Origin of the sequence: Pseudomonas sp. TH04, from assembly GCF_016651355.1 — a bacterium.
Taxonomy (GTDB): Bacteria; Pseudomonadota; Gammaproteobacteria; order Pseudomonadales; family Pseudomonadaceae; genus Aquipseudomonas; species Aquipseudomonas fluorescens.
In genome coordinates, this window is record NZ_JAEKEA010000001.1 from 1 (window position 1) to 25745 (window position 25745).

Annotated in this window: 10 protein-coding genes; 4 read left to right on the plus strand and 6 right to left on the minus strand. The window is 62.6% G+C overall.

All coding sequences use genetic code 11. The annotated features are described in order from the left end of the window. Positions 1-1987: amino acid adenylation domain-containing protein (locus JFT85_RS00005; RefSeq protein ID WP_201228705.1), on the plus strand; the 1987-nt coding region annotated here is incomplete at its 5' end. A gap of 3 nt (positions 1988-1990) precedes the next feature. Continuing rightward, on the plus strand, positions 1991-13843 hold the full coding sequence (locus JFT85_RS00010) for a non-ribosomal peptide synthase/polyketide synthase (protein WP_201228707.1): 11853 nt from the start codon (positions 1991-1993) through the stop codon (positions 13841-13843). A 146-nt stretch (positions 13844-13989) separates the two neighbouring features. On the opposite strand, the gene JFT85_RS00015 is transcribed toward JFT85_RS00010, so the two are convergent. Beyond that, complete coding sequence (locus tag JFT85_RS00015; RefSeq protein ID WP_141718259.1) at positions 13990-16431, minus strand: TonB-dependent siderophore receptor; 2442 nt, start codon at positions 16429-16431, stop codon at positions 13990-13992. Positions 16432-16540: 109 nt separating this feature from the next. Further along, positions 16541-18193, minus strand: a complete 1653-nt coding sequence (locus tag JFT85_RS00020; RefSeq protein ID WP_053256590.1) for a cyclic peptide export ABC transporter — start codon at positions 18191-18193, stop codon at positions 16541-16543. Positions 18194-18391: 198 nt separating this feature from the next. Here JFT85_RS00020 and JFT85_RS00025 point away from each other — a divergent pair, with 198 nt between their 5' ends. Continuing rightward, positions 18392-19219 (plus strand): N(5)-hydroxyornithine transformylase PvdF, encoded by an 828-nt coding sequence (locus JFT85_RS00025; RefSeq protein ID WP_053256589.1) that lies wholly within the window; start codon positions 18392-18394, stop codon positions 19217-19219. A 143-nt stretch (positions 19220-19362) separates the two neighbouring features. Here JFT85_RS00025 and pvdO read toward each other — a convergent pair whose 3' ends face one another. From pvdO to pvdM, 3 genes are read right to left on the minus strand one after another with little or no spacing between them, the layout of a single operon-like run. Beyond that, positions 19363-20235 carry a dihydropyoverdine dehydrogenase gene (gene pvdO / locus JFT85_RS00030; protein WP_053256588.1) on the minus strand — a complete coding sequence of 291 codons (873 nt, stop codon included), beginning with the start codon at positions 20233-20235 and terminating at the stop codon, positions 19363-19365. A gap of 33 nt (positions 20236-20268) precedes the next feature. Continuing rightward, a complete protein-coding gene (pvdN, locus tag JFT85_RS00035) occupies positions 20269-21549 on the minus strand; it encodes a pyoverdine-tailoring periplasmic protein PvdN (protein WP_069552790.1) in 1281 nt (426 codons plus the stop codon). A gap of 19 nt (positions 21550-21568) precedes the next feature. Then, positions 21569-22918, minus strand: coding sequence for a pyoverdine-tailoring dipeptidase-like protein PvdM (pvdM, locus tag JFT85_RS00040; protein ID WP_053256586.1), 1350 nt, complete (start codon positions 22916-22918; stop codon positions 21569-21571). Positions 22919-23060: 142 nt separating this feature from the next. On the opposite strand from pvdM, the gene pvdP reads away from it, so the two are divergent. Then, a complete protein-coding gene (gene pvdP, locus JFT85_RS00045; RefSeq protein ID WP_069552788.1) occupies positions 23061-24680 on the plus strand; it encodes a pyoverdine maturation tyrosinase PvdP in 1620 nt (539 codons plus the stop codon). Here the strand turns inward: pvdP and JFT85_RS00050 are convergent. Next, complete coding sequence (locus JFT85_RS00050; protein ID WP_053256584.1) at positions 24673-25620, minus strand: DUF1853 family protein; 948 nt, start codon at positions 25618-25620, stop codon at positions 24673-24675. The genes pvdP and JFT85_RS00050 overlap by 8 nt on opposite strands. Positions 25621-25745 lie beyond the last annotated feature (125 nt).

Sequence of the window (25745 nt, forward strand, 5' to 3'; positions counted from 1 at the left end):
CACCATCGAACGCATGGCCGAGCATTGGCAGAACCTGTTGCAGAGCATGGTAGACGATCAGCAGCAGGCCATCGGGCAACTGAACCTGCTCAACCTTGATGAGCAACAACACATTCTGCAGCTCTGGAATGGCACCGATTCGGGCTACTCGGCCAAGCGCCTGGTGCACGAGTTGGTCGCCGACCGTGCCCGGGAAAACCCGAATGCAGTGGCGGTAAAATTCGCTGCGCAAACGCTGACGTACGGGGAACTCGATGGCCAGGCCAATCGCCTGGCGCATGCGCTGATCGCCCGTGGCGTGGGCCCGGAAGTGCGCGTGGCCATCGCCATGCCGCGCAGTGCCGAGATCATGGTGGCGTTCCTCGCAGTGCTCAAAGCCGGCGGCGTGTATGTGCCGCTGGACGTGGAGTACCCGCGTGATCGCTTGCTGTACATGATGCAAGACAGCCGCGCGCAACTGCTGCTCACGCACACCCGCGTGTTGCAGCAATTGCCGATCCCTGAAGGGCTGAACACCTTGGCGATAGACCGCAGCGAGGACTGGGCCGAGTACAGCGACACCGCACCCTCGGTCGCACTCGACGGTGACAACCTCGCCTACGTGATCTACACCTCCGGCTCCACCGGCCTGCCCAAAGGTGTGGCGGTGTCTCACGGTCCGCTCGTGGCGCATATCATCGCCACCGGCGAACGCTATGAAACCGGCCCGGCCGATTGCGAACTGCACTTCATGTCCTTCGCCTTTGACGGTTCCCACGAAGGCTGGATGCACCCGCTGATCAACGGCGCCAGCGTGCTGATCCGCGATGACAGCCTGTGGCTGCCGGAATACACCTACGCGCAAATGCACCGCCACAACGTAACCATGGCGGTGTTCCCGCCGGTGTACCTGCAACAACTGGCCGAGCATGCCGAACGCGACGGCAACCCGCCGGCTGTGCGCGTGTATTGCTTTGGGGGGGATGCGGTGGCGCAGGCGAGCTACGACCTGGCCTGGCGCGCGCTCAAGCCGACCTACCTGTTCAACGGTTATGGGCCGACCGAGACAGTGGTTACGCCGCTGTTGTGGAAGGCGCGCAAGGGCGACCCTTGCGGCGCGGTCTATGCGCCGATTGGTACGTTGCTGGGCAACCGCAGCGGCTACGTATTGGACGCGCAGTTGAACCTGCAACCGATCGGCGTGGCCGGTGAGTTGTACCTGGGCGGCGAGGGCGTGGCGCGCGGTTATCTGGAGCGTCCGGCGCTGACCGCCGAGCGGTTTGTGCCGGACCCGTTCGGCACACCCGGCAGCCGTGTGTACCGCAGCGGCGACTTGACCCGTGGCCGTCCCGATGGCGTGGTGGACTACCTGGGGCGTGTCGACCACCAAGTCAAAATCCGTGGTTTCCGTATCGAGCTGGGTGAAATCGAAGCCCGTCTGCGTGAGCAGGACAGCGTCGGTGAAACCGTGGTGGTGGCGCAGGAAGGGCCGACCGGCAAGCAACTGGTGGCGTATGTGGTGCCGACCGATCCGGCGCTGATCAACCAGGTCGAGTTCCGTGACACCTTGCGCCGCGCGCTCAAGGCCCGGCTGCCGGACTACATGGTGCCCACGCACTTCATGTTCCTGACGCACATGCCGCTGACCCCCAACGGCAAACTCGACCGCAAAGGCTTGCCTGCGCCGGATGCGAGCCTGATGCAGCAACGCTATGTGGCACCCGAAACCGAACTGGAACAGCAGATTGCGGCGATCTGGGCCCAAGTGCTGCGCCTGCCGCAAGTGGGCCTGGATGACAACTTCTTCGAAGTCGGCGGCCACTCCTTGCTGGCGATCCAGATCACGTCGCGGGTCCAGGTCGAGTTGGGCCTGGAGGTGCCGCTGGTCGAAGTGTTCCAGACCGAGACGCTGCGTGCCTATGTCCAGGCCGCTGCCACTTTCCGTGCGGGCAGCGCGGAAGACTTTGATGATCTACGTGACTTTTTGAGCGAACTAGAGGCGATTTGAACCATGCTTTCCAACCCGAACATCGATCTGGTCTCGCGCTTTCTTCGCCTGCCGCTTGAACAACGCCAGCAGTTTTATCAGCGCCTGCAAGCGCGCGGCATGAGCTTCGCGCAATTGCCGATTGCCCCCACCCGGCATGATCTCGACACATTGCCATTGTCTTACGCCCAGGAACGCCAGTGGTTTCTTTGGCAGCTCGACCCGCACAGCGCCACCTATCACATTCCTGGGGCGCTACGCCTGCAAGGCCAGCTCGACCTCGCGGCGTTACAGCACAGTTTCGACCGTTTGCTGGCCCGCCACGAAAGCCTGCGTACCCGCTTGGTACAGGACGGTGAGCAGCTGTTGCAGGTGGTGATGCCTGAGGCCAGGGTCGACATCGTGCAGATGCAAACGGACGAACAGCAATTGATGGCGCACGTAGAAGCGCAGGTTGCACGGCCGTTTGATCTGCTCCAGGCGCCGCTGTTGCGCGTGACACTGTTGCAGCTGGCCGACGATGAACATGTGCTGGTGATGGTTCAGCACCACATCATTTCCGATGGTTGGTCGATGCAGGTGATGGTTGACGAACTGGTGCAACTCTATGCGGCCTGCTGCGAGGGCCGCAGCCTGGCGTTGCCGGACTTGCCGATCCAGTACGCCGACTATGCCCTGTGGCAGCGCGGCTGGATGGAAGCAGGGGAGAAAGCCCGTCAGTTGGCGTACTGGCAAGCACTGCTGGGCGGCGAACAGCCCGTGCTGGAGTTGCCCCTCGACCACCCGCGACCGGCGCAACAAAGCCATCGCGGCAACAGCGTGCAGGTGCACCTGCAACCGGCACTGGTCAGCGGTATCAAGCGCCTTGCGCAGCAAGAGGGCGCCACCCCGTTCATGTTGCTCCTGGCCGCGTTCCAGAGCTTGCTCTATCGCTACAGCGGGCAATCGGACATCCGTGTCGGCGTGCCGAATGCCAACCGAAACCGTGTCGAAACCGAGCGGCTGATTGGCTTTTTTGTCAACACCCAGGTGCTCAAGGCTGACCTTGACGGGCAGATGACCTTCGTCGAACTGTTGCAGCAAACCAAGCGGCGCTCGCTGGAGGCCCAGGCTCACCAGGACCTGCCGTTCGAGCAATTGGTGGTGGCACTGCAGCCCGAGCGCAGCCTGAGCCACAACCCGTTGTTCCAGGTGATGTTCAATCACCAGACCGACGCCCAGGGCGGACGCGAAGGGCAGCAATTACCCGGCTTGCGCGTTTCGGAGCTGGATTGGGACAACCAGACCACGCACTTCGACCTGAGCCTGGACACCCATGAATCCCCGGAAGGTATCTGGGCCGCGCTGACCTACGCCACTGACCTGTTCGACGCCGCGACGATAGAGCGTTTGGCGCAGCATTGGCAGAACGTGCTGCAAGCAGTGGTGAGCGCACCGCACAGCCGTCTCAGCGACCTGCCGATGCTGAGCACAACCGAACACACGGTGATTCGCCAGGAATGGAACGCCCCGGCGACCGGCATCGACCTGCACGCGGTGCATCAGCTGTTCGAAGCTCAGGCCCAGCGGCATCCGCAACGCCAGGCGTTGGCCCTGAATGAGCAGGCCATCAGCTATGGCGAGTTGAATCGCCAGGCCAACCGTCTGGCCCATTACCTGATCGCCCAGGGCGTAGGCCCGGAGGTGCTGGTCGGCATTGCCGTGGAGCGCTCGTTGGCCATGGTGGTGAGCCTGCTGGCGGTGCTCAAGGCGGGCGGCGCGTATGTGCCGCTCGACCCGCAATACCCGCGTGAGCGCTTGGTGCACATGCTCGAAGACAGTGGATTACAGCGGGTGTTGACCCAGTCGTCCCTGCGTGAGCGTTTGCCGTTGCCTGAGCACGTAGTGGCCCTGGACATTGATCTGGCCGATGCGCAACTGGCGCAGTGTGCCGAACACAATCCCGGGCTCGACTTCGAACCGCGCAGCCTGGCTTACGTCATTTACACCTCGGGTTCTACCGGTAAACCCAAGGGCGTGGCGATCAACCATGCGGCTTTGAGTGAGTTCGCAAGCATCGCTGCGGGCTACTCGGGCCTGACCCCGGATGATCGGGTGTTGCAGTTTGCGACCCTGAACTTCGACGGTTTCGTCGAGCAGTTGTACCCGGCGCTGACTGTCGGCGCCAGCGTGGTCCTGCGTGGCCCGCAGCTGTGGGACGGGGCCGAACTGTACCAACAGATTATCGCCCAGGGCATCACCTTGGCCGACTTGCCGACGGCCTACTGGAAACTCTTCTTGCAGGATTGCCTGGCGGCCGGCCCACGTGCCTACGGTGCACTGCGCCAGGTGCATATCGGCGGCGAAGCCATGCCGCTCGATGGCCCGACGTTGTGGCGTCGCGCGGGGCTCGGCCATGTACGCCTGCTCAATACCTACGGGCCTACCGAGGCGACGGTGGTGTCCAGCGTGCTGGACTGCAGCGACGACGCGACGGTGATCGGTGCCAGCGCCAGCCCTATCGGCCGCGCGCTGCCGGGGCGTGCGCTGTATGTGCTCGACCGCGATTTGAATCTGCTGCCGGTCGGTGCCGTGGGTGAACTGTATATCGCCAGTGAAAGTGGTCTGGCGCGAGCCTATCTGCAGCGACCTGCGCTGACCGCCGAACGTTTTGTCGCCGACCCTTTCGGCTGCGCGGGCGAGCGCCTGTACCGCACCGGTGACCTGGCCCGCTGTCGCGCCGATGGGGTCATCGAGTATGTCGGGCGCGTCGATCACCAGGTGAAAATCCGTGGTTTCCGCATCGAGCTGGGTGAGATCGAGGCGTTGCTGTTGGCCCAGGCAGGCGTGCGTGAAACGCTGCTGCTGGCCGCTGACAACCAGTTGCTGGCTTACGTGGTCCCCACGCAAGCGCTGTCCGCGCCAGCGCAGCGGGTTGCCGGTGAACAGCTCAAGGCCAGCCTGCGCGAGCAATTGCCGGATTACATGGTGCCGACGCACCTGATCTTCCTCGCGCGCATGCCGTTGAACCCCAATGGGAAGCTCGACCGCCACGCGCTGCCCAAACCGGATGCCGCGTCGGTGCACACCGATTGGCAAGCGCCTGTAACGGCCTTGCAACAACAGGTTGCCGCGATCTGGGCCGATATCCTCGGCACTGAGCGTGTGGGCCTGACTCAGCACTTTTTCGAGCTGGGTGGGCATTCCCTGCTCGCCATGCAGGTGGTCTCGCGCATACGCCAGGCGCTTGACCTCGAAGTGCCACTCAAGACGCTGTTTGAGCAGCCGCGCCTGGATGGCTTTGTCGCGGCCATTGAAGCCCATTCGCCGACTGCGCCCACGGCTCCCGCGCTGCTGCCGGTGGGGCGTGACCAGCCGTTGCCGTTGTCGTATGCGCAGGAGCGCCAATGGTTCCTTTGGCAGTTGGAGCCGCAAAGCGCCGCGTATCACATACCGAGTGCCTTGCGCTTGAAAGGGCGGTTGGACACGGCGGCGTTGCAGCGCAGTTTCGATACATTGCTGGCCCGTCACGAAAGCCTGCGTACCCATGTGCGCCAGACGCACACGGGCGCCGAGCAGGTGATTGACCCGCTGGCGTCATTGCCGATGGTGCGTGCCGATGTCGAGGAAGCCCACCTCAAGGCGCGCGTCGAAGCTGAAATCGCCCAGCCGTTTGACCTGCAACAGGGGCCGTTGCTGCGTGTGACCCTGTTGCGTCTGGCGGATGACGAGCATGTGCTGGTGCTGGTTCAGCATCACATCGTGTCCGATGGTTGGTCGATGCAGTTGGTGGTGCAAGAGTTGGTGCAGCTTTACGCCGCTTACAGCCAGGGGCAGGGCGTGCAATTGCCGGAACTGCCGATCCAGTACGCCGACTACGCGGTGTGGCAACGCAACTGGATGGACGCGGGCGAGAAAGCCCGTCAGCTGGCGTATTGGCGCGAGGTGCTGGGCGGTGAGCAGAGCGTGCTGGAGTTGCCATTCGACCACCCACGCCCAGCGGTGCAGAGCCACCGTGGCGCGCGTTTGCCTATCGAGCTGGCACCGCCACTGGCCCGCGACCTCAAGGCGCTGGCCCAGCAACAAGGCGTGACGCTGTTCATGCTGTTGCTGGCATCGTTCCAGACCTTGCTGCACCGCTACAGTGGCCAGGAAGAGATCCGCGTCGGCGTGCCGATTGCCAACCGCAATCGCAGCGAGACCGAGCGCCTGATCGGCTTTTTCGTTAACACCCAGGTGCTCAAGGCTGACCTGCATGGCCAGATGAGCGTCGCGCAGTTGCTGCAACACACGCGCCAGCGCGCCCTGGATGCGCAGGCTCACCAGGACCTGCCGTTCGAGCAATTGGTGGAAGCGCTGCAACCGGAGCGCAGCCTGAGCCACAACCCGTTGTTCCAAGTGATGTTCAACCACCAGACCGATGTGGGCCAGGCCCAGGTTCAGCATCAACTGGCGCAATTGCGGGTCGAAGGGCTGGACTGGGAGAGCAAGACCGCGCATTTCGACCTGGACCTGGATATTCAGGAATCCACCGAGGGCATCTGGGCCACCTTCGGGTATGCCCAGGACCTGTTTGAAGCCGACACTGTGCGCCGTATGGCCCGGCATTGGCAGAACCTGCTGCAGGGCATGGTTGCCAACCCGCAGCAAACCCTCAGCCAATTGCCGCTGCTGGACACCGCAGAGCAGCAACAGATTCTGCAGCTGTGGAATTGCACCGATTCGGGTTACTCGGCCAAGCGCCTGGTGCACGAATTGGTCGCCGACCGTGCCCGGGAAAACCCGAATGCAGTGGCGGTAAAATTCGCTGCGCAAACGCTGACCTACGGGGAACTCGATGGCCAGGCCAATCGCCTTGCGCATGCGCTGATCGCCCGTGGCGTGGGCCCGGAAGTGCGCGTGGCCATCGCCATGCCGCGCAGTGCCGAGATCATGGTGGCGTTCCTCGCGGTGATGAAATCTGGTGGCGTGTATGTGCCGCTGGACGTGGAATACCCGCGTGATCGCTTGCTGTACATGATGCAGGACAGCCGCGCCAAGCTGTTGCTGACCCACTCGGCGGTGCAGCAGCGGCTGCCGATTCCGCAAGGCCTGGCAGTGCTTGCGGTTGATCAGGCCGAGGCCTGGGCCACGGTTGACGACACCGATCCACAGGTCGCACTCGACGGCGACAACCTCGCCTACGTGATCTACACCTCCGGCTCCACCGGCCTGCCCAAGGGCGTTGCGGTGTCGCACGGCCCGCTCGTGGCGCACATTATTGCCACCGGCGAGCGCTATGAAACCGGCCCGGCCGATTGCGAACTGCACTTCATGTCCTTCGCCTTTGACGGTTCCCACGAAGGCTGGATGCACCCGCTGATCAACGGCGCCAGTGTGCTGATCCGCGATGACAGCCTGTGGCTGCCGGAATACACCTACGCGCAAATGCACTGCCACAACGTGACCATGGCGGTGTTCCCGCCGGTGTACCTGCAACAACTGGCCGAGCATGCCGAACGCGACGGCAACCCGCCGGCCGTGCGCGTGTATTGCTTTGGGGGTGACGCGGTGGCGCAGGCGAGCTACGACCTGGCCTGGCGCGCGCTCAAGCCGACCTACCTGTTCAACGGTTATGGGCCGACCGAGACAGTGGTTACGCCGCTGTTGTGGAAGGCGCGCAAGGGCGACCCTTGCGGCGCGGTCTATGCGCCGATTGGTACGTTGCTGGGCAACCGCAGCGGCTACGTATTGGACGCGCAGTTGAACCTGCAACCGATCGGCGTGGCCGGTGAGTTGTACCTGGGCGGCGAGGGCGTGGCGCGCGGTTATCTGGAGCGTGCGGCGCTGACCGCCGAGCGGTTTGTGCCGGACCCGTTCGGCACACCCGGCAGCCGTGTGTACCGCAGCGGCGACTTGACCCGTGGCCGCCCCGATGGCGTGGTGGACTACCTGGGGCGTGTCGACCACCAAGTCAAAATCCGTGGTTTCCGTATCGAGCTGGGTGAAATTGAAGCCCGTCTGCGTGAGCAGGACAGCGTCGGTGAAACCGTGGTGGTGGCGCAGGAAGGGCCGACCGGCAAGCAACTGGTAGCGTATGTGGTGCCGTTGCACCCGGCGATGATCGACGATGCCGTGGCCCAAGCGAACGGCCGTGAGGTGCTGCGCCGCGCCTTGAAAACCCGCCTGCCGGACTACATGGTGCCCACGCATTTCATGTTTCTGGCGCGCATGCCGCTCACGCCCAATGGCAAGCTGGATCGCAAAGGCCTGCCGCTGCCGGACGTGAGCTTGATGCAGCAGGTGTATGTTGCGCCACACAGTGAATTGGAGCAGAAAATCGCCGCGATCTGGTCCGACGTGCTGCGCCTGCCGCGCGTAGGGCTGCATGACAACTTCTTTGAACTGGGTGGCGACTCGATTATTTCGATTCAGGTCGTCAGCCGTGCCCGCCAAGTCGGTGTGCGGTTCACGCCCAAGGACCTGTTCCAACACCAGACGGTCCAGAGCCTGGCGGCCGTCGCCCGCGAAGGCGAGGGCACCGTGCTGCTGGATCAGTCGGCGCTGACTGGCGAGCTGTTGCTGCTGCCCATTCAGCATGCGTTTTTTGCCGATGACATCCCGGCGCGGGAGCACTGGAACCAGTCCGTGGTGCTGCAACCGCACCAACGCCTGGAGGTGCCTGTGCTGGCGGCGGCGCTACAGGCCTTGATTGTGCACCATGACGCCCTGCGCACCGGGTTTGTCCAGGGTGTGAATGGCTGGGCGGCGGCGTATCGAAGTGCCGAACATCATCAGGCCGAACAGGTGCTGTGGCAGACCACCCTCACAACGCTCGCAGAGCTTGAAGCCTTGGGCGAGGAAGCCCAGCGCAGCCTCGACCTGAGTCAAGGCCCGTTGCTGCGTGCGGTGTTGGTGAGCATGGCCGATGGCTCACAGCGTTTGTTGCTGGTGATCCATCACTTGGTGGTGGACGGTGTGTCCTGGCGCATCCTCCTCGAGGACCTGCAAACCGCCTACCGTCAAATTGCCCAAGGCGCAGCGGTGGTGTTGCCCGCCAAGACCAGCTCCACGCGCGCGTGGGCCGAGCGGCTGCAAGCCTACGCCGGCAGCCCCGCGCTGGCGCAGGAATTGGCGTGGTGGCAGACGCAGTTACACGGCAGCCGCGCCGGTTTGCCCGGCGCCGACCCGCAGGCCAGCCTGAGCAACCGCCATGCACTGAGTGTGACGACCCAGTTGGACCCAGGGTTTACCCGTCGCTTGTTGCAGGACGCTCCCAGTGCTTACCGAACACAGATCAACGACCTGCTGCTGACGGCCCTGGCGCGTGTCATTGTGCGCTGGACCGGTGACGCGTCGATGTTGATCCGGCTGGAAGGCCACGGCCGTGAGGACCTGTTCGATGAGATCGACCTGACCCGCACCGTCGGTTGGTTTACCAGCCTCTATCCCGTGCAGCTGGCGCCGACCGATTCCCTGGCGGGCTCCCTCAAGCAGATCAAGGAGCAACTGCGCGCCGTACCGGAAAAAGGCCTCGGCTTTGGTGCCTTGCGTTACCTGGGCGATGCCGAGGCGCAACAGGCGTTGAGTGCCTTGCCGCAACCACGTATCACGTTCAACTACCTGGGGCAGTTTGACGGCAGTTTCGAGGGCGGCGAACAGGAAGGCTTGTTCGCGCCTTCCGGTGACGCCAGTGGTGCCGAGCAAAGCCTTGACGCACCGCTGGGCAACTGGCTGGAAATCAACGGCCAGGTCTACGCCGGCGAACTGAAGTTGAACTGGAGTTTCAGCCAGGCAATGTTTGCGCAAGCGACCGTGCAGCAGTTGGCGGATGACTACGCGGTTGAGCTCAAGGCGTTGATCGAGCATTGCTGCGCCGCCGCCAACCAAGGTGTCACGCCGTCGGACTTCCCGCTGGCGCGCTTGTCTCAAGGCCAGCTGGATGCGCTGCCGCTGACCTTCTCCGAGGTGGAAGATCTGTATCCGTTGTCGCCGATGCAGCAAGGCATGTTGTTCCAGTCGTTGTACGGCGAAGGGTCGGGCGACTACATCAACCAAATGCGCATCGATGTGGACGGCCTGGATGTCCCGCGTTTCCACCAGGCCTGGCAGGCGGCTGTCGACCGGCATGAGATTCTGCGCAGTGGTTTCCTCTGGCAGACCGATGCAGAGCAACCGTTGCAGGTGGTTTACAAGCAGCGGCGCATGCCGCTTGAGGCGCTCGATTGGACGGACCGCGCGGATTGCCCTGCGGCCCTCGACGCCCTGGCCGAGTCGGCGCGGGCCCAGGGTTTTGTACTGGAGCAGGCGCCGCTGCTGAGCCTGTCGGTCATACGCACAGGCGTGTCGAGTTACCACCTGATCTACACCAACCATCACATCCTGATGGACGGTTGGAGTGGTTCGCAGTTGTTCGGCGAGGTATTGCAACACTATGCCGGCGAGCCGCTGGCTGCGCCGACAGGGCGCTATCGCGATTACATCGCCTGGTTGCAGGCGCAGAACAAAGCCGTCAGCGAAACCTTCTGGAAAGACCAGTTGCTCAACCTGCAGGCGCCTACGCGCCTGGCATACGGCGTGGCGAATGAGGCACCGACGGCACTGGTGGCCAACGGTGAGCATCGCCTGAGCTTTGATGCCGCGCAGACCGAACGCCTCAAAGCGTTCGCGCAGAGCAACAAGGTCACACTCAATACGTTGGTGCAGGCCGCCTGGTTATTGCTGCTGCACCATCACACCGGGCAGGCCACCGTCGCGTTCGGCGCCACCGTGGCGGGGCGGCCGGCCGAGCTGCGCGGTATCGAGCAGCAAGTCGGGTTGTTTATCAATACGCTGCCGGTGGTGGCCACGCCTGAGGCGCAGATGCCGGTCAGCCAGTGGCTGCAACACGTCCAGTCGCAGAATGTGCGCTTGCGTGAGCAAGAGCACACGCCGCTGTTCGAAATCCAGCGCTGGGCCGGCTTGGGCGGGGAGGCGCTGTTCGACAGCATCCTGGTGTTCGAGAACTACCCGGTGTCTGAGGCGTTGGAGCAGGGCGCACCGTCGGGTTTACGCTTTGGTGCGGTGCGCAGCCTGGAGCAGACACACTACCCGTTGACCGTGCTCCTGGGCATGGGCGATAGCCTGGGGCTTGAGTTCAACTACGATCGGCAGGCCTTCAGTGCTACGCATATCCAGCGCCTGGCCGAACACTTCCAGCAGCTGTTGAGTGCGCTGATTGTGGATGCCGACCAGCGCCTGGCCGCACTGCCTTCGGCGGCATTGGCCGAGCGCCAGACGCTGCAGGCCTGGAACGCCACGGCGCAACGCTACCCGCTGCACCAGGCTGTGCATCAGTTGATCGAGGCGCAGGTGGTGCGTACGCCAGACGCGACGGCCCTGGTGTTTGCCGGGCAGCACTTGAGTTACGCCGAGCTGAACCGTCGTGCGAACCGCCTGGCGCATCGCTTGATCGCGGCCGGTGTGGGGCCGGACGTGCTGGTGGGCCTGGCGGTGGAGCGCTCCATCGAGATGGTCGTCGGCCTGTTGGCCGTGCTCAAGGCCGGTGGCGCCTACGTGCCGCTGGACCCGGAATACCCGCGTGATCGACTCACCTACATGGTGCAGGACAGTGGCGTGAGGTGGCTGCTGACCCAGGCTCATCTGCTGGAGCAACTGCCGATCCCGGCGGGCATTCAACACCTGGTACTGGAGACCGGCGAGGCGTGGCTTGAGGGTTATAGCGCACACAATCCTGACAGTGCTGTCGATGGCGAAAACCTGGCTTATGTGATCTACACCTCGGGCTCTACCGGGCAGCCGAAGGGGGCCGGTAATCGGCATTCGGCGCTCACCAATCGGCTCTGCTGGATGCAGCAGGCGTATGGCCTGGAGGCCAGCGACAGCGTGTTGCAGAAAACCCCGTTCAGCTTTGACGTGTCGGTGTGGGAGTTCTTCTGGCCGCTGATGAGCGGCGCGCGGCTGGTGGTCGCCGCGCCCGGGGAGCATCGCGATCCGGCGCGGTTGGTCAGCCTGATCAACGCCGAGCAGGTCACCACGCTGCACTTCGTGCCGTCCATGTTGCAAGCGTTCTTGCAGGACGAGGCGGTAAGCGCCTGCCATAGCCTGCAACGCATTGTGTGCAGCGGTGAAGCATTGCCGGTGGATGCCCAGCAGCAGGTGTTTGCCAAGCTGCCCGGTGCGCGGTTGTACAACTTGTATGGGCCGACGGAAGCCGCCATTGATGTGACCCACTGGACCTGTGTTGATGAAGGGCAGGACGCCGTGCCGATTGGCCGACCCATTGCCAACCTGGGGTGTTATGTACTCGATAGCAACCTGGCGCCGGCACCGCTGGGCGTGCTGGGCGAGCTGTACCTTGGGGGCATCGGTCTGGCGCGGGGTTATCACCGTCGGCCGGCGCTGACCGCTGAGCGTTTTGTGCCTGACCCGCTCGGCAGCGGCGCACGCCTGTACCGCACCGGCGACCTGGCGCGCTATCGCGACGAGGGTGTGATCGAGTACGCCGGGCGCATCGACCATCAGGTCAAGCTGCGCGGGCTGCGGATCGAGTTGGGTGAAATCGAGGCGCGTCTGCTGGAGCATGCCTGCGTGCGTGAAGCCGCCGTGCTGGCCGTGGACGGCACGCACCTGGTGGGTTACCTGGTGTTGCAGGAACCGTGTGCGGACTGGAAAGCCTTGCTCGGCGCTCACCTCGCGTCACAACTGCCGGATTACATGGTGCCCGCGCAATGGGTGGTGCTGACACAGATGCCGTTGAGCCCGAATGGCAAGCTCGATCGCAAAGCGCTGCCCAAGCCTGAAGCACAGGCTGCGCAGGCGTATCAGGCGCCGCAAAGCGACATTGAGCAGCAGGTCGCGGCGATTTGGAGCGAGGTGCTCGGTGTTGAGCGCGTCGGGCTGAACGACAACTTCTTTGAGTTGGGTGGCCATTCATTGCGCGTGCTGCTGCTCAAGGAGCGCATCAGACAAGTCAGCGGGGTCAACCTGTCCGTCAGCCAGTTGATGCTCAACCCCACCGTGCGTGGCCAAGTCAATTGCGTGCAGGGCGAGGTGCGCAGCGAAGTGATCGTCAAGCTCAACAGCCAGACCCAAGGCACGCCGTTGTTCATGTTCCACCCAAGCTTCGGCTCGGTGCATTGCTACACCGCCATTGCCCTGGCACTCAGGGAGCAGCGGCCGGTGTTCGGCGTGATCTGCCGGGCGTTGGTGGAAGAGGGCGCCGCGGTGCCCGAGTGGCAGGCGATGGTTGACGATTACACCGCGCAACTGTTGAAAACTCAGCCACAGGGCGCCTATCGCCTGGCGGGTTGGTCGCTGGGTGGCAACCTGGCGATGGAAGTCGCCTACGCACTGGAGCAAGCCGGGCGTGAGGTTGAATTTGTCGGCTGGATTGATTCGGCCCCGCCGCAGTGGCTCACGCCTTATTGGGATGCGGTGGTGAGCGAGGATGATCGCGAGGTATCAGCCAATGAGCGTCGTGCGGCGTTGCTTGGAGCGATGTTCCCGGCGTTTGCCGAGCAGATTGAAGGGGCGTGGCAACAGTGTCGGCGTCAGGCTGCGGATGAAATCGGGCAATGGCAGGCGTTTGTGGCCTGGGCCGAGCAGACCCTGGGTGAGGCGTTCACCGGCATCAAGGACGCGCTGCTGCGTGGTAATGACGCGCAGATTTCCTGGGAAGTTGACCGGGCATTGAGCGAGCGCATGACCGTGGCTGACTTCAAGCCGATCCAGGCGCCGGTCAGTTGCTGGTGGGCGTCATTGAGCCGCGCGGGGCACTTCAAGGCGCTGATCGAGCAGAACATGGCCGGGGTGATTGGCCAGGGGCGCATCGAGCGTTCGGTGATGATCGATACGGATCACGACGGGATCATCGACAGCGCCGCGTTCATCAACAGCCTGGTGGCGGCCATGGCATAAGGGGCGCCCGTACGAATAAACCCGGATCATTGATCCGGGTTTTTTTTGTGCGTGTTTTCAGGCCAGGCAGGCAAAAAAAAGCCCGATGAAAGCGGCGCTTTCATCGGGCGGCGGTTTGATCGTCCGGGGGCGATCAAGGCATCCGGTCAGAAGTCCCAGCGGGTGCTGAACATCACGTTACGCGGCTCACCGTAGGCGGCCGAGTTATAGAAGCCCACGTTGGTGTAGTAGGACTTGTCGAAGATGTTGTTGAAGTTGACGGTCGCCGAAAGGTTCTTGGTGACTTGGTAGCGCGTCATCAGGTCCACCAGCCAGTAGGATTCCTGGGTGATGTCCTGGTTTTTGTTGAGCGGCGAGTTCCAGATCTCGTACCAGCCCTTGCTCTGCCAGCGCAGGCCGCCACCGATGGTGAACTTGTCCAGGTTGCCCTTGAGCTTGTAGGTGGTGTTCAGGTTGACCTGATGCTCCGGCTCGAAGGTGGAGATCTTCTTGTTGTCTTCGTCGCGCACGATCTTGTGGGTGTAGCCACCTTGTACTTGCCAGCCTGGGCTCAATTCCCCGGAGATTTCCGCTTCATAGCCTTTGGTGACGGCTTTGGAGCTTTTGAACGCATAGTTTTGCGGGGTGGGCGTCTGGTTGTTGTACGCATCGTCCGAGATCGGCCGGTTAGTCTCATGCACCTCGAAGTAGGCGATGCTGGTGTTCAGGCGGCCGTCAAGGAATTCGCCTTTGAGACCGAACTCGTAGTTTTGCCCTTCGTCCGGGTTCAGCAGCTTTTCGTTGCGGTCTTTATAGGTGCTTTCTTGAGGTTGGAAAATATCGGTGTAGCTGGTGTACAGCGAGAAATTGTCGTTGAGGTCGTAGATCACGCCCGCATACGGGATGAACCGGCCGGTTTCCTTGTACGAGGGGTTGATACCGGTGACGTGGTAGTTGGCAACGCGCCCACCGAGGATCACGTTGAGGTCATCCATCACGTTCAAGCGCGTGGTCACGTAGTAGCCGGTCTGGCGGATCGTGTCGTCGGTGTACTGTTGGGGCGGACCGTAGATTGGCCGCGCGATCTTGCCATTCCAGTTGTAGAAGTCGACTTTGTTGCCCTGCGGCCAGTCAGGCGACCAATAGCCCTTGCCCTGCCAGCGCGAGGTACCGATCGAGCCGCCTACCACCAGTTCATGGTCGCGGCCAAACAGGCTGAAAGGCCCGGTGGCATACAGGTCGGCGGAGGTGCTTTTGGTCTCGCCGGTGTACTTCTGCCCGTTGATCGACGCGCTGCCATCGGTCTGGGGTTCAACGAACTGAATCGAACCGAGGTCGGCATGGTAACTGTTGATCTTATGGTCGAGTTGGAACTTGGTCACCCAGCCGTCGCCCAGGTCATGTTCCAGCATGGCAAAGGCGGTACGGGTATTTTGCTCCCAGGAACTCCAGTCAGCGCCGTTGTTGTAGGAGCGCGGCATCTTGTTGATGCTGCCGTTGGAGTTCACCAGCGGGAAGGCACCGGACCAGCTGGAGCCTTTCGGAATGTTGTCCTGGTAGTCGAAGCCGACGGTCAGCATCGTGTCCGGGGACAGGTCGAATTCGGTGATGCCGTAGTAGGTTTCGGTCTTGCGTGAATAGTGGTCCATGAAGGACTTTTTGTCCTGGTACGCGGCAACCGCGCGACCACGCACATTGCCGCTCTCGGTCAGTGGGCCGCTGACATCCACTTCGCTGCGGTAGTTATCCCAGGAGCCTGCGCCCAACTGGACATGGCCCTTGAACTCCGAGGTGGGCTTCTTGCGAATCAGGTTGATGGTCGCACCCAATGAGCCCGCACCGTTGAGCAGGCCGGTGGCGCCCTTGAGTATTTCGACACGGTCATAGATTGCCATGTCGCTCAGGGTGTTGCCCGCCGAATACCCGACGTTGCGCACGGTCGAGGGAATGCCGTCGTACTGGAAGCTGTTGACCGAGAAACCACGGGAATAATAGTTGGTGCGGTCGGTGTCATACGCCGACACGGTGATGCCCGGCGTGTGGCGCATCACGTCATCGACGTTATTCAAGGCGAAGTCTTCGATGTGCTGACGGGTGATGACAGTGATCGATTGTGGCGTTTGCCGAGGCGTCAGGGTCAGCCGTGTGGCGGTGGCAATGGTGCCCGGCGTGTAGGAACCGGAGTCCTCGGTGATGTTGCCCAGCGCGTTGCCGGTCACTTGGGTCGGGCTCAGTTCCAGCCCTGCGGTTGCGCCGGCAGCGGTCACGGTCAGCGAGTTGCCACTGAGGCTGTGCGTGGTCTCAGTCCCACCCAGCAAGGTATCAATTGCCCGCTGTGGCTCCATTTTGCCCTTCACCGCACGACTGTTCTTGCCCTGCACATCGCTTGGGCTGTACAGCACTTGCACGTTGGTCTGACGACCGAATTCCTGCAGCGCGCTCCCCAGCGCCTGTGACGGAATATCCAGCTCGATCTCCTGCGCCTGCGCATAGCCTGCCACCGGCAACGATATCGCCAGGGCCAGGGCGTTCGGAAGCAGATTGATGTTCAGGGCCCGGCGCATGGATAGCGCTTTGCTCAGAGGGCTGAGACCGAGTCTTGCTGGCATGGATGCTTTCTCTTCTATGTGTAAGTGGGCAAGTTATAGGTGTTTATTGAGGCTGGTTCTCATTAACACTAGTGAGACGTTCCTACTTGGATAAACCGGAAAAGAAATTTCAGGCAGGCTCCCATTCGTGCACAACCTGGCCGGCGCGCAGGCGTACCAATTGGTCGGCGATATCGAAATAGCGGTCGTCGTGGCTGATCACGATGATGGTTTTGCCCAGGCGCTTGAGGTCGGGCAGCAGCTCGGTGTAGAAAATCCGGCGAAAGGCCGGGTCCTGGTCGGCCGCCCATTCGTCAAACACCAGCACCGGGCGTTCTTCGAGCCACGCGTTGACCAACGCCAGGCGCTTGCGTTGGCCGGTGGACAGGTCGGTGGTGCTGAATACGCCATCCTTGACGCTGACCTTGTGCGCGATCTCCAGGCGTTCGAGGTATTTGGCGGCGCTGTCCAATGACGAAGTGGCGCTGCCCTGCACCAGGTCATCGAACAGGTAATAGTCGGAAAAAATCGTCGTGAACAGTTGGCGATAATCATCGCGCTCAGGGTCGGTCACGGCCTCGCCGTTGAGGCGGATCTCGCCGGCCTGCGGTGAGTACAGGCCTAGCAACAGTTTGATCAGCGTGGTCTTGCCGCTGCCGTTTTCGCCGACGATAAACACGATATCGCCTTGTTTGATGCTCAGGTTGATCGGCCCCAGGTGGAACGGTTCGCTGCCTTCTACTGCCGGCGGGCGGTAGCTCACGCCGCGCAGTTCCAGGCTGTTGACCACGGGTGTGGGGGCTTCGCTGTCATCCATCAGCAGGTGCGGTTCGGGGGAGGAGAAGCGCTGTGACAATTCGCTGATACGGCCAAAGGCGATCTTCGCCTTGCCCACCACCGGCAGGTAGCCCAGCAGGTGTTCCAGCGGGCCTTTCATGTACAGCAGCACCAGCACGAAACCGGTGATCACGGTCGGGTCCGGGTTCGGGTTATAGGCCTGCATCGCCAGGGCCAGGCCGATCACCACGAAGAACAGCATCGAGCCAAAGGTCTTGGCCAGGATATAAATGTTGACCGAGCGCACCTGGATGTCGCTGATGCGGTCGGCGGTTTCCTGGATGCGATGGGTGTTCATGCGAAAACGCCGTGGCCGGTGCATGCGCAGTTCCTTGGCGCCGGAAGCGATCGCGTTGTAATAACGCTGCAGTTCATCCTCATGGCTGCGCGCCAGGTCGAAACCCTGGATGCCTTTGCCGCCGGCGATGAACTGCACGGCACTGCCGATAATGATCGCCACCACCATCATCAGGAACATCGGCACCGACAGATAGGCCAGGTAACCCAGGCAGCCGAGGGTGACGGTCGCGGCGATGGCCAACGGCGTGAAGGCAAAGGAAAAGTCGCTGATGGTGTCGACATCATGGGTCAGCACCGGGATCAGGCGGTGCGAGCGATACTGCTCGATCTGCCCGATGGGCGCCGACAGCACTTTTTCACCCAGGTCTTTGCGCAGGGCGGCGATGATGCGTTGGCCGACGTAGTTGGTGCCGATGTCTGAAATGATCGAACTGACCAGGGCCAGTACACACAGCACCGCAAAGGTCAGCACCACGCCCTGGGTCATGCCATTGGCCGAATGCAGGGCGTTATTGATGGTGGCCAGCAGCAGGGTGATGGCCAGGCCGCCGACCATGCCGAGGGCGACAGAGACGGTCACGATGCTGCGAAACGGCCTGAGCAAGGCGAGCAGACCTTTGAAGGCGCTGCGTTTGGGGTCGGTCATAAATACTTCCCGGAGAGTGAAAAGAGGGGCTGGGCACACAGACCCTTACCCATGACAAACGAAGCGTCAGCGCGAGTATTTAGCGCCGCACGCCCGACGGCTGCGGCCAGGCATAAATTGCCGCCGGGCTGGTTCGTTCTTGTGCTGTAGGCGCACGTGTATTGGCGCTGTGCGCAGTCCATTCAGCGAGAGCGAAAAATGACCAAAAAGAACCTGGTGTATGTGTGGTCCCTGAGAAATGCCGCGGCCGACAAGGCAGGGCAGCCGGTGGCTTACAAAGACCATGAGCGCTACATGAAATCGGTGTTGGAGTTTCTGGTGGGGTCGCTGAACGACACGCCGCTGGGCGCGGCGTATAACCTGGTCGGCGTGGTCTACGACGATGACGAACACAACCCACGGGACCAGCAGTTGGTCAGCGATTACGGCTTTGCCTATCAGCCGGGCCGCCAGTGGCTGTACCCGGCGGACTTGCGGGTGCAAGGGCAGCTGGTCAACGACCTGTTGCTGAGCGTGCCGTCCACCTACCGCCGCCTGCCTCGCGGTAGCGCCGAACACATCGCCGGCAAGCAGGATTTCGAGCGCCGCTTGCACGACACGCTGGTGGAGTTGAAGGCTGACATCGTGGTGTTGGATGGTTTGTTGGTGATCCTGGATGAACTGGTGCGGCCGGGCGCCCCGTTTGCGCGGCGCATCATGAACATTCACCCGGGGATTACCCGTCTCGAATCGCCTTACGAGCGCCGTGGGGCCTATGCCACCTGGAATGCCTTGTACGGTGCGCGTGGGCAAACCGTGGTGGATTGGGCGACCAAGGCAACCACGCCGTCGCAGCCGCTGTATCTCACCGGGGCGTCGTTCCACTACGTGGACAACGGCATCGATTCGGGTGAAGTGTTCCACGACGTGCTCAAAACCGAGATTTCGCCGCAAGACACCATCCTTGAATTGCGCTGGAACAACTTCAACAACAGCCTGTTCCCGGCGTTGCATGAAGGCTTGGAATTGCTGGCCAGGCAGGCTTGATTCAGCCGAGCTGTAGCTGAGGTATGCAGGGCAAAATGTGGGCGCGGGCTTGCTCGCGAAAGCGCTGTGTCAGTCGCCGGATGTATCGACTGATTCACCGCCTTCGCGAGCAAGCCCGCGCCCACATTTGAGGGGTGTCGGTCTTAGAGATCGCGCACTACGCGAAAACCAATCCAGTCACCGCGCGTCTGCGGGTAGATGTTGTTGCGGTTGCCCGAGCGCGAAAATACCGGCGCCTCGCCCCAGTCATTGCCGCGGATCTGGTAGCTCTCGCAGTTCGGCTCCACCCAGGCGCTGCCGTCGGTGGGCGCGCCGATGTAGTTGGGGTGTTCACAGTCGGCCACACGCTCATACACATTGCCATGCATGTCATACATGCCAAATGCATTCGGCGGGTAACTGCCGACCGGCGAGGAATAGCTGTAGCCATCCGCCGGCCCGTAAGTATTGGCGTGTTCGGCGATGCTGTAGCCCTTGCCTGCATCGAAAGGAAACGGGAACGGTCCGCTTGTGCCGGCGCGGGCGGCGTATTCGCGCTGGGCTTCACTGACCATGTGATACTGCTGCCCAGTCTTTTTCGACAGCCAGGCGACGTAGTTCTTCACGTCGTCCATGTCCATGCATACGGCCGGTTGGCGCGGCCCTTGCGGGTAGCGCGGCTTGCTGGCAATGCATTCGCGGCCGGGGCGAGTGTCGCCATCGGCGATCTTGACCCCGCTCTGGCGGATATAGCTGTCCCATTCGCCGGCGGTGATCTGAAAGCGGCTCATGGCGAAAGGTTTGGCGAAGGTCACGGCGTGCATCGGACCTTCGTCGGGCTCGCGACCGACTTCGTCTTCGGGGGTGCCCATGGTGAACGTGCCGGCCGGCAGCACGACCATTTCCGGGCAGTCCTTGCAGTCTTTGAACACCTTGCCGGGCTGCGGCGTAGCGGCCTGGGCCAGATTCGGCAGTGCCGCCGCGCATAGGGCGGTCAACGCCAGGGCTGTCAGGGGGTTGAGTCGGGATGGATTCATGTGGGCATCTCGTTCAAAGGAAAAAAGTCGCTGTCACAACCGTTGGCTCAGCAAGGTCATGAAGTGCTGGATCTCGTCCGAGCTGTTAAGCAGGCCAGGCGAGGTGCGAATCACTGGGCCGACATCGCGGTCGACCGCATCGACCACCACGCGCTTTTTCATCAGGTAGGCGGCCACGGCATCGCTGTCCTGGCCCTTGACGCGGAAGAACGTAAAGCCGGCTGACAGGTCGGTGCTGCGCGGCGTGACCAGTTCGATCTGCGGGTGGGCCAGCAGTAGGTTTTTCAGCTCGGTGTTCAGTTCGTGAATACGCGCCTGCACGGGTGCCTTGCCCAATGTCAGGTGCAGCTTGAAGGCCTCGTCCGCCGCCCAGCGATGCTCGAACGCGTGGTAGCCACCGGGGGTCATGGTGGTGGCGAAATTGGTGTCTTCGGAGAAGGTCGGCACCATCGGTGTCACGTAGTTGTTCTCGGCATCGCGTGCGCAGACCAACCCGGTGCCGCGGGGCCCGAACATCCATTTATGGGTGCCGGCGATAAAGAAATCGCAGTGCATGGCCGGAAAATCCAGGTTCTCCACGCCAAAGCCATGCACGCCATCGACCACATAGAGAATGCGGTCCTTGTCGTCACGGTTGCGGTTGAGGGCTTCCACCAGCCTGCCGATCTCGCCGATGGGCAGCTTCACGCCGCTGCCGGATTGCACCCAGGTCATGCCCAGCACGCGGGTATTGGGGCGAATGGCGCGCTCGATATTGCCAAGCACTTCGTCTACGGACACCTGGTGGGCATTTTCGAACAAGCGAATTCGGCGCACCTGCGTACCTTGCCGGGCAACGCGAAAATCCAGCACGCTCTGCGTGGCGTAGTGCTCGTGCTCGGTGGTGAGGATTTCCTGGTCAGGCCGCAGCTTGATCCCGCCGTAGATCATTGCGAGGCCTTCCGAGGTACTGCCGGTGAGCGCGATCTGTGGCGGTGTGGCGTTCAGGTAGCGCCCGGCCCACTCGCGGACCTGGCCTTCGCGTTTCCAGGTTTCCTCAAGGCCCCAGTCCATCGCCAGGCCCGGGTTGCGGTCGATCTGCTGGCGGTAGCGATCAATGGCTTCGCGCACGGGCTTGGGGTGTGACGTCACCAGAAAGTTGGAAAAGTGCAGGTAGTCCGGGTCCTGGGTGAACAGCTGTTTGAACCCTGCCCATGAGTCGTTGCGGGCAGGCGCAGGGGCGGCTGCCGTGGCGTGCGGGAGCAGGGCTGCGCCCAGCGGCAGGCTGGCGGCAAGTACGCCAGCCTGCTTGAGAAAAGTGCGGCGGTCGGTCATGGGCTTACTTCAAGGCTGATTAGCGGTTGGCCAAGGGCTTGGCGGCTTTTTGTACCTGGTCCCATACGCGCAGGAAGTTGCCTCCCCACAGCTTGGCAATGTCGGCTTCGGAGTAGCCACGCTGGATCAGCTCGGCGGTGACGTTGCGCACCTCGCCGACGTTTTCCCAACCCTGGATGCCGCCGCCGTCGTTGAAGTCCGACGAGATGCCGACATGATCGATTCCGATTTTGCGCACGGTGTAGTCGATGGCATCGCCCCAATCCTTGAGGGAGGCCTTGGGTTCTTCGTCGAGAATCGCGTACAGCGCGCTGGCGTACTGGCCGAACTTTTGCTCGGACCAGGCGGCAATGATCGCGTCGCCGGGCATCAAGGCCATGGCCAGGTTAGGCAGTGGGGGCAAATCGAAGCGCGCGCGCAGGGCGTTGAGTTTGGCCTGGGTCGGTTGGCTCAAGGGGCGCAAATAGGCCGGGAAGCCCACCACCTGCACCACGCCGCCGCTGTTCTTGATCAGTTGCAACTCCTTGTCGCTGAGGTTGCGCGGAATATCCACCGAGGCGCGTGGCGCCGAGTGGGACGCTACCATTGGTGTGCGGCTTAGTTGCGCCACTTGCTCAACGGCCTTGGTCGACATTTGCGACACGTCGATGATCACGCCCAAGTCATTCAGGCGATGCACCGCTTGCTGGCCGATCGCCGACAGCCCTTCGAGGGCGTCGGTCGAGTCATTGAAAAACGGCAGCGGGCGCGACGAATCGGACCAGGCGTTGTTGCCGATATAGCTGAAGCCGAACATGCGCATGCCGCGTGCCGTCCACAGGTCCAACTGGTTGAGGTCGTTGCCCAGCGGGTAGGCATTGAGCATGCTGATAAAGATCGCAAACTTGCCCTCGCCATGCAGGCGCCGGAAATCGTCCGGGGTGTAGGCGATGCCCACTTGATTGGGAAAGTCGCGCACCATGCCGGAGATGATCTTGTAGCGCACCTCCTGCTCGTGACGGGCTTCTTCGACAAAGCCATCGCTGGGTTTGTGTGGCGCATTGGGGCCGTTCCAGATTTCCGGCCAGCCGAAAATCGTCAAGGCCGCGCCCGACAAGCGTCCGCGTGCGGCCTTGGCGAGGTCGAACTGGCCGCTGCCATCTTTGTCGGCTTCATTGCCGGCCGTGCCGAAATCCAGCGGCACCGTGATATGGCTGTCAAACGACAGCAGACGGTCCTGCATTTCATTGGCCTGCTTGATCACCTCCAGCGGGTAGCCGGCATTGCCGCGCAACCAGTGGTCCCAAACCAGAAAGCCGGCTCCGGCGCCGATGGCCAGTGCCAGCGGCAGGCCGATATACAGCGCCTTTTTCGAACGTGGTTTTGTCATTGCCATCTCAGTCAGTTGAGGCCTTTGCTATCAGGGAAGAACGAGCGCTGGCGGGGGAAATTTAGGCCCGGGCGAGGCGCCGGTAAATTTGTCGCGGCCGCCAACGTTCTAGCTCTGATCAAGCCGTTTTCTAAGGTAAACAATGACCATCTCTCGACGTGGCTTCATCGCAGGCCTGGCGCTGACAGGCGCTGCGGTGCCGGCGGCCTTTTATGCCCATCGCGAGCTGACGCGTGAAGAAGAATTCCCCATCACGGCGGGCGAGGCCACGGTGGAGTTGGCCGACACTGCCGGCCAACATTTGGCGAACAGCCTGCGCGGCGTCTGGAGCCTGCGCCTGGAAGGCCATGACGCCGGCCTCAAGGGCTTGCCGCTGCAAGGCCTGGAATTGTTGCTCGACATCGCCCCGCGCGGGCGGGGTTTGCGCGGTTACCTGGACACCGCGCAAAACTTGCGTGCCGACGGTGAGCCGCGTTACCGCGTATTGGGTGACCTGCTGACAGGCGAGGGCGCATTGCTCTATTGGCGCCTGATCGACCGCGAGGCGGCCAATGGCGCGCCCGCCTATGAGTTCAAGATGAGCCTCGACGAAGTTTGGGCCGACTTCGCCAACGCCGGCAGCGGGACCCTCAGTGGGCAGATCCTCGACCTCAATCGCCCGCTGGCCCTGACCGAACGCGACAGCCGCTTTATCGCCCACAAGCAGCTGTTTCCCGAGGCTCGCGAGCGTATCGGGCTCAACCCGACCTTGTTGGCCTGGCTGATTTCCCCCGAACACCGGCTGTTTCACCAGCTGTGGCACGCCTCCCGGGACCAGTGGCACAAGCTGTCCGATGAAAAGCGTGACGCCCTGCGCGGCATCGGCTGGCAACCCGGGCCGCGCGGCCAGGAGCGCGACGCGCGCGGCAAACGCAAAGACCGTAATGGTTCGGGCATCGACTTCTTTTTCATGCACCGTCATATGCTCGGCACGGCGCGTTCAATGCAGGACCTGCCGTCGTGGCCGCAATTCCCCGCGCCGCAACCGGCCCTGGAGCGCGATCGCCTGGGTTTTGTGCGGTACTTCGATAATCATGACGGCTTTGCACTACCGCCCACCTGGTCGGCGCCGGATGACAACGATTACACCCAGTGGGTCAGCGATATCAAGGCGGCCGAGACCTACCACAGCAACTTCCAGGTGTGGGAATCCCACTACCGCGACCCGCGCTACCTGGCCAGGCTGACCTTGGGCCAGTTGGGGTCGGAAATGGAGCTGGGCCTGCACGATTGGTTGCACATGCGCTGGGCCTCGGTGCCCCGCGACCCGTCCAACGGCGCACCGGTGCCGTTCGCCCGTGACCCGGCGGACTTTGCCGCGCGTTGGTATGCGCCCGAGAACGATTTCCTCGGCGACCCGTTTTCATCCCATGTAAACCCGGTGTTCTGGCACTTCCACGGTTGGATCGATGACCGAATCGAAGACTGGTTCCGCGCCCATGAGCGGTTTAATCCGGGCGAGGTCAGCCGGCTTGAGGTCAACGGTGTGGCCTGGTTTGCACCGGGGCGCTGGGTGGAAGTGGGAGACCCCTGGCTGGGGCCGGACACCCATGGCTGCAGTACCACGCCGGGTGTACAGAGGGGGCGGTCGATGGAAATGGACCCGGAAACCATGAAGCTGGCGCTACGGATTACATTTGCGGCTGAAGAAGAGGGGCTGCAGGCGTTGTTCAAGCGCGTGCCGAAGCGGCCCTGGTATGCGCGGCACTTGAAGGTCAAGTGAGCCCTGGAACGTTTGGCCAAAGGTCCGCCACCAGGAACAAACGTTCGGCTTCCTCCCAGTCCTCGCCGTTCTGAACCAGCCTTACCAGCAGTTGCGCCGGCGCCATTGGCTCGAGTTCGGCCAGCCAGCCGTGCATCTGCTCCTCGCGCCACACTTCACTGGCCGGGTAATGCGCCGGCGCCAGCCAGGCATGCCGGGGCAGCGGTTGCCAACGCCCCGGCGGGCTAACGCTGACGAAGTCCCGCCAGTCACGCTGATGCAACCAGCGCCCGCGCAGATGCTGCGGGTGGGCGCCGTGGGGCGGTTCGGCCTGGCCCGGCCACGGATAGAGCAAATACCCGCCCAGCCACAAATGTGCATCGAACTGCTGAATATCCAGTGCGGCCAAGGCTGCGCGGCTTTCCGGGCGTGCCGAGATCGGCAGTTGATGCTGGGCAAGGTGCGCCAGCTTGCGGTCCAGCCGGTCATGGCAACCGGGGCCGAGCCATTGCGCGGTGTCATGGCCGTCGCCGTCTTGCGGGCCCAGGTAGAGTTTGATCGCCAGTTCCAGGTGGTGCACGCCTTCGCGGTCGCGCAGCAGCATATCCAGCTCACCCAAGGTATGCCCGGCGCGGCGGATCGGCAGGTTGGCGGCCAGCAACTCCACGCCCGGCGCATGCTGCACGGCGAATTGCCACAGGCGCTCGTAGTACAGGCCCAGGCGGCGAGTGCGTGACATGCTCAGCCAATGCTGCAAGGTGCTGCTGTCTTGATCGAGTGTGCGTAACCAGCGTTCGAGACGATCGGGCGCCTGCACCCAGTCGCTGCCGGCCAGCGGATGGCGTTGTGGCCAAGGCGTTTGCGCAAGCATCGGGGGCGCGAGCATCACCCACGCCAAATCGCGCACCTCGGGGTGCCGCAACTGGCGGGGCAGGTTGAGCAACTCTGGGAACACAGTCATGGTCCGAGCATAGCCTTTTAAGCACGGTACGGGTGGCTGAGAAACATTGTCATCAAGGCCGGTGGCGACAAAGGATTTTGCCTGACGCAGCCTTTCGCCCATAATCGTTCTTTTTGCCACACCCC

What these genes read in the sequence shown, in the direction of transcription:
- JFT85_RS00025 (WP_053256589.1), top strand. Translation starts at nt 18,392, where the DNA reads ATGACCAAAAAGAACCTGGTGTATGTGTGGTCCCTGAGAAATGCCGCG.
- pvdP (WP_069552788.1), top strand. Translation starts at nt 23,061, where the DNA reads ATGACCATCTCTCGACGTGGCTTCATCGCAGGCCTGGCGCTGACAGGC.
- JFT85_RS00010 (WP_201228707.1), top strand. Translation starts at nt 1,991, where the DNA reads ATGCTTTCCAACCCGAACATCGATCTGGTCTCGCGCTTTCTTCGCCTG.
- pvdO (WP_053256588.1), bottom strand. Translation starts at nt 20,235, where the DNA reads ATGAATCCATCCCGACTCAACCCCCTGACAGCCCTGGCGTTGACCGCC.
- JFT85_RS00015 (WP_141718259.1), bottom strand. Translation starts at nt 16,431, where the DNA reads ATGCCAGCAAGACTCGGTCTCAGCCCTCTGAGCAAAGCGCTATCCATG.
- JFT85_RS00050 (WP_053256584.1), bottom strand. Translation starts at nt 25,620, where the DNA reads ATGACTGTGTTCCCAGAGTTGCTCAACCTGCCCCGCCAGTTGCGGCAC.
- JFT85_RS00020 (WP_053256590.1), bottom strand. Translation starts at nt 18,193, where the DNA reads ATGACCGACCCCAAACGCAGCGCCTTCAAAGGTCTGCTCGCCTTGCTC.
- pvdN (WP_069552790.1), bottom strand. Translation starts at nt 21,549, where the DNA reads ATGACCGACCGCCGCACTTTTCTCAAGCAGGCTGGCGTACTTGCCGCC.
- pvdM (WP_053256586.1), bottom strand. Translation starts at nt 22,918, where the DNA reads ATGACAAAACCACGTTCGAAAAAGGCGCTGTATATCGGCCTGCCGCTG.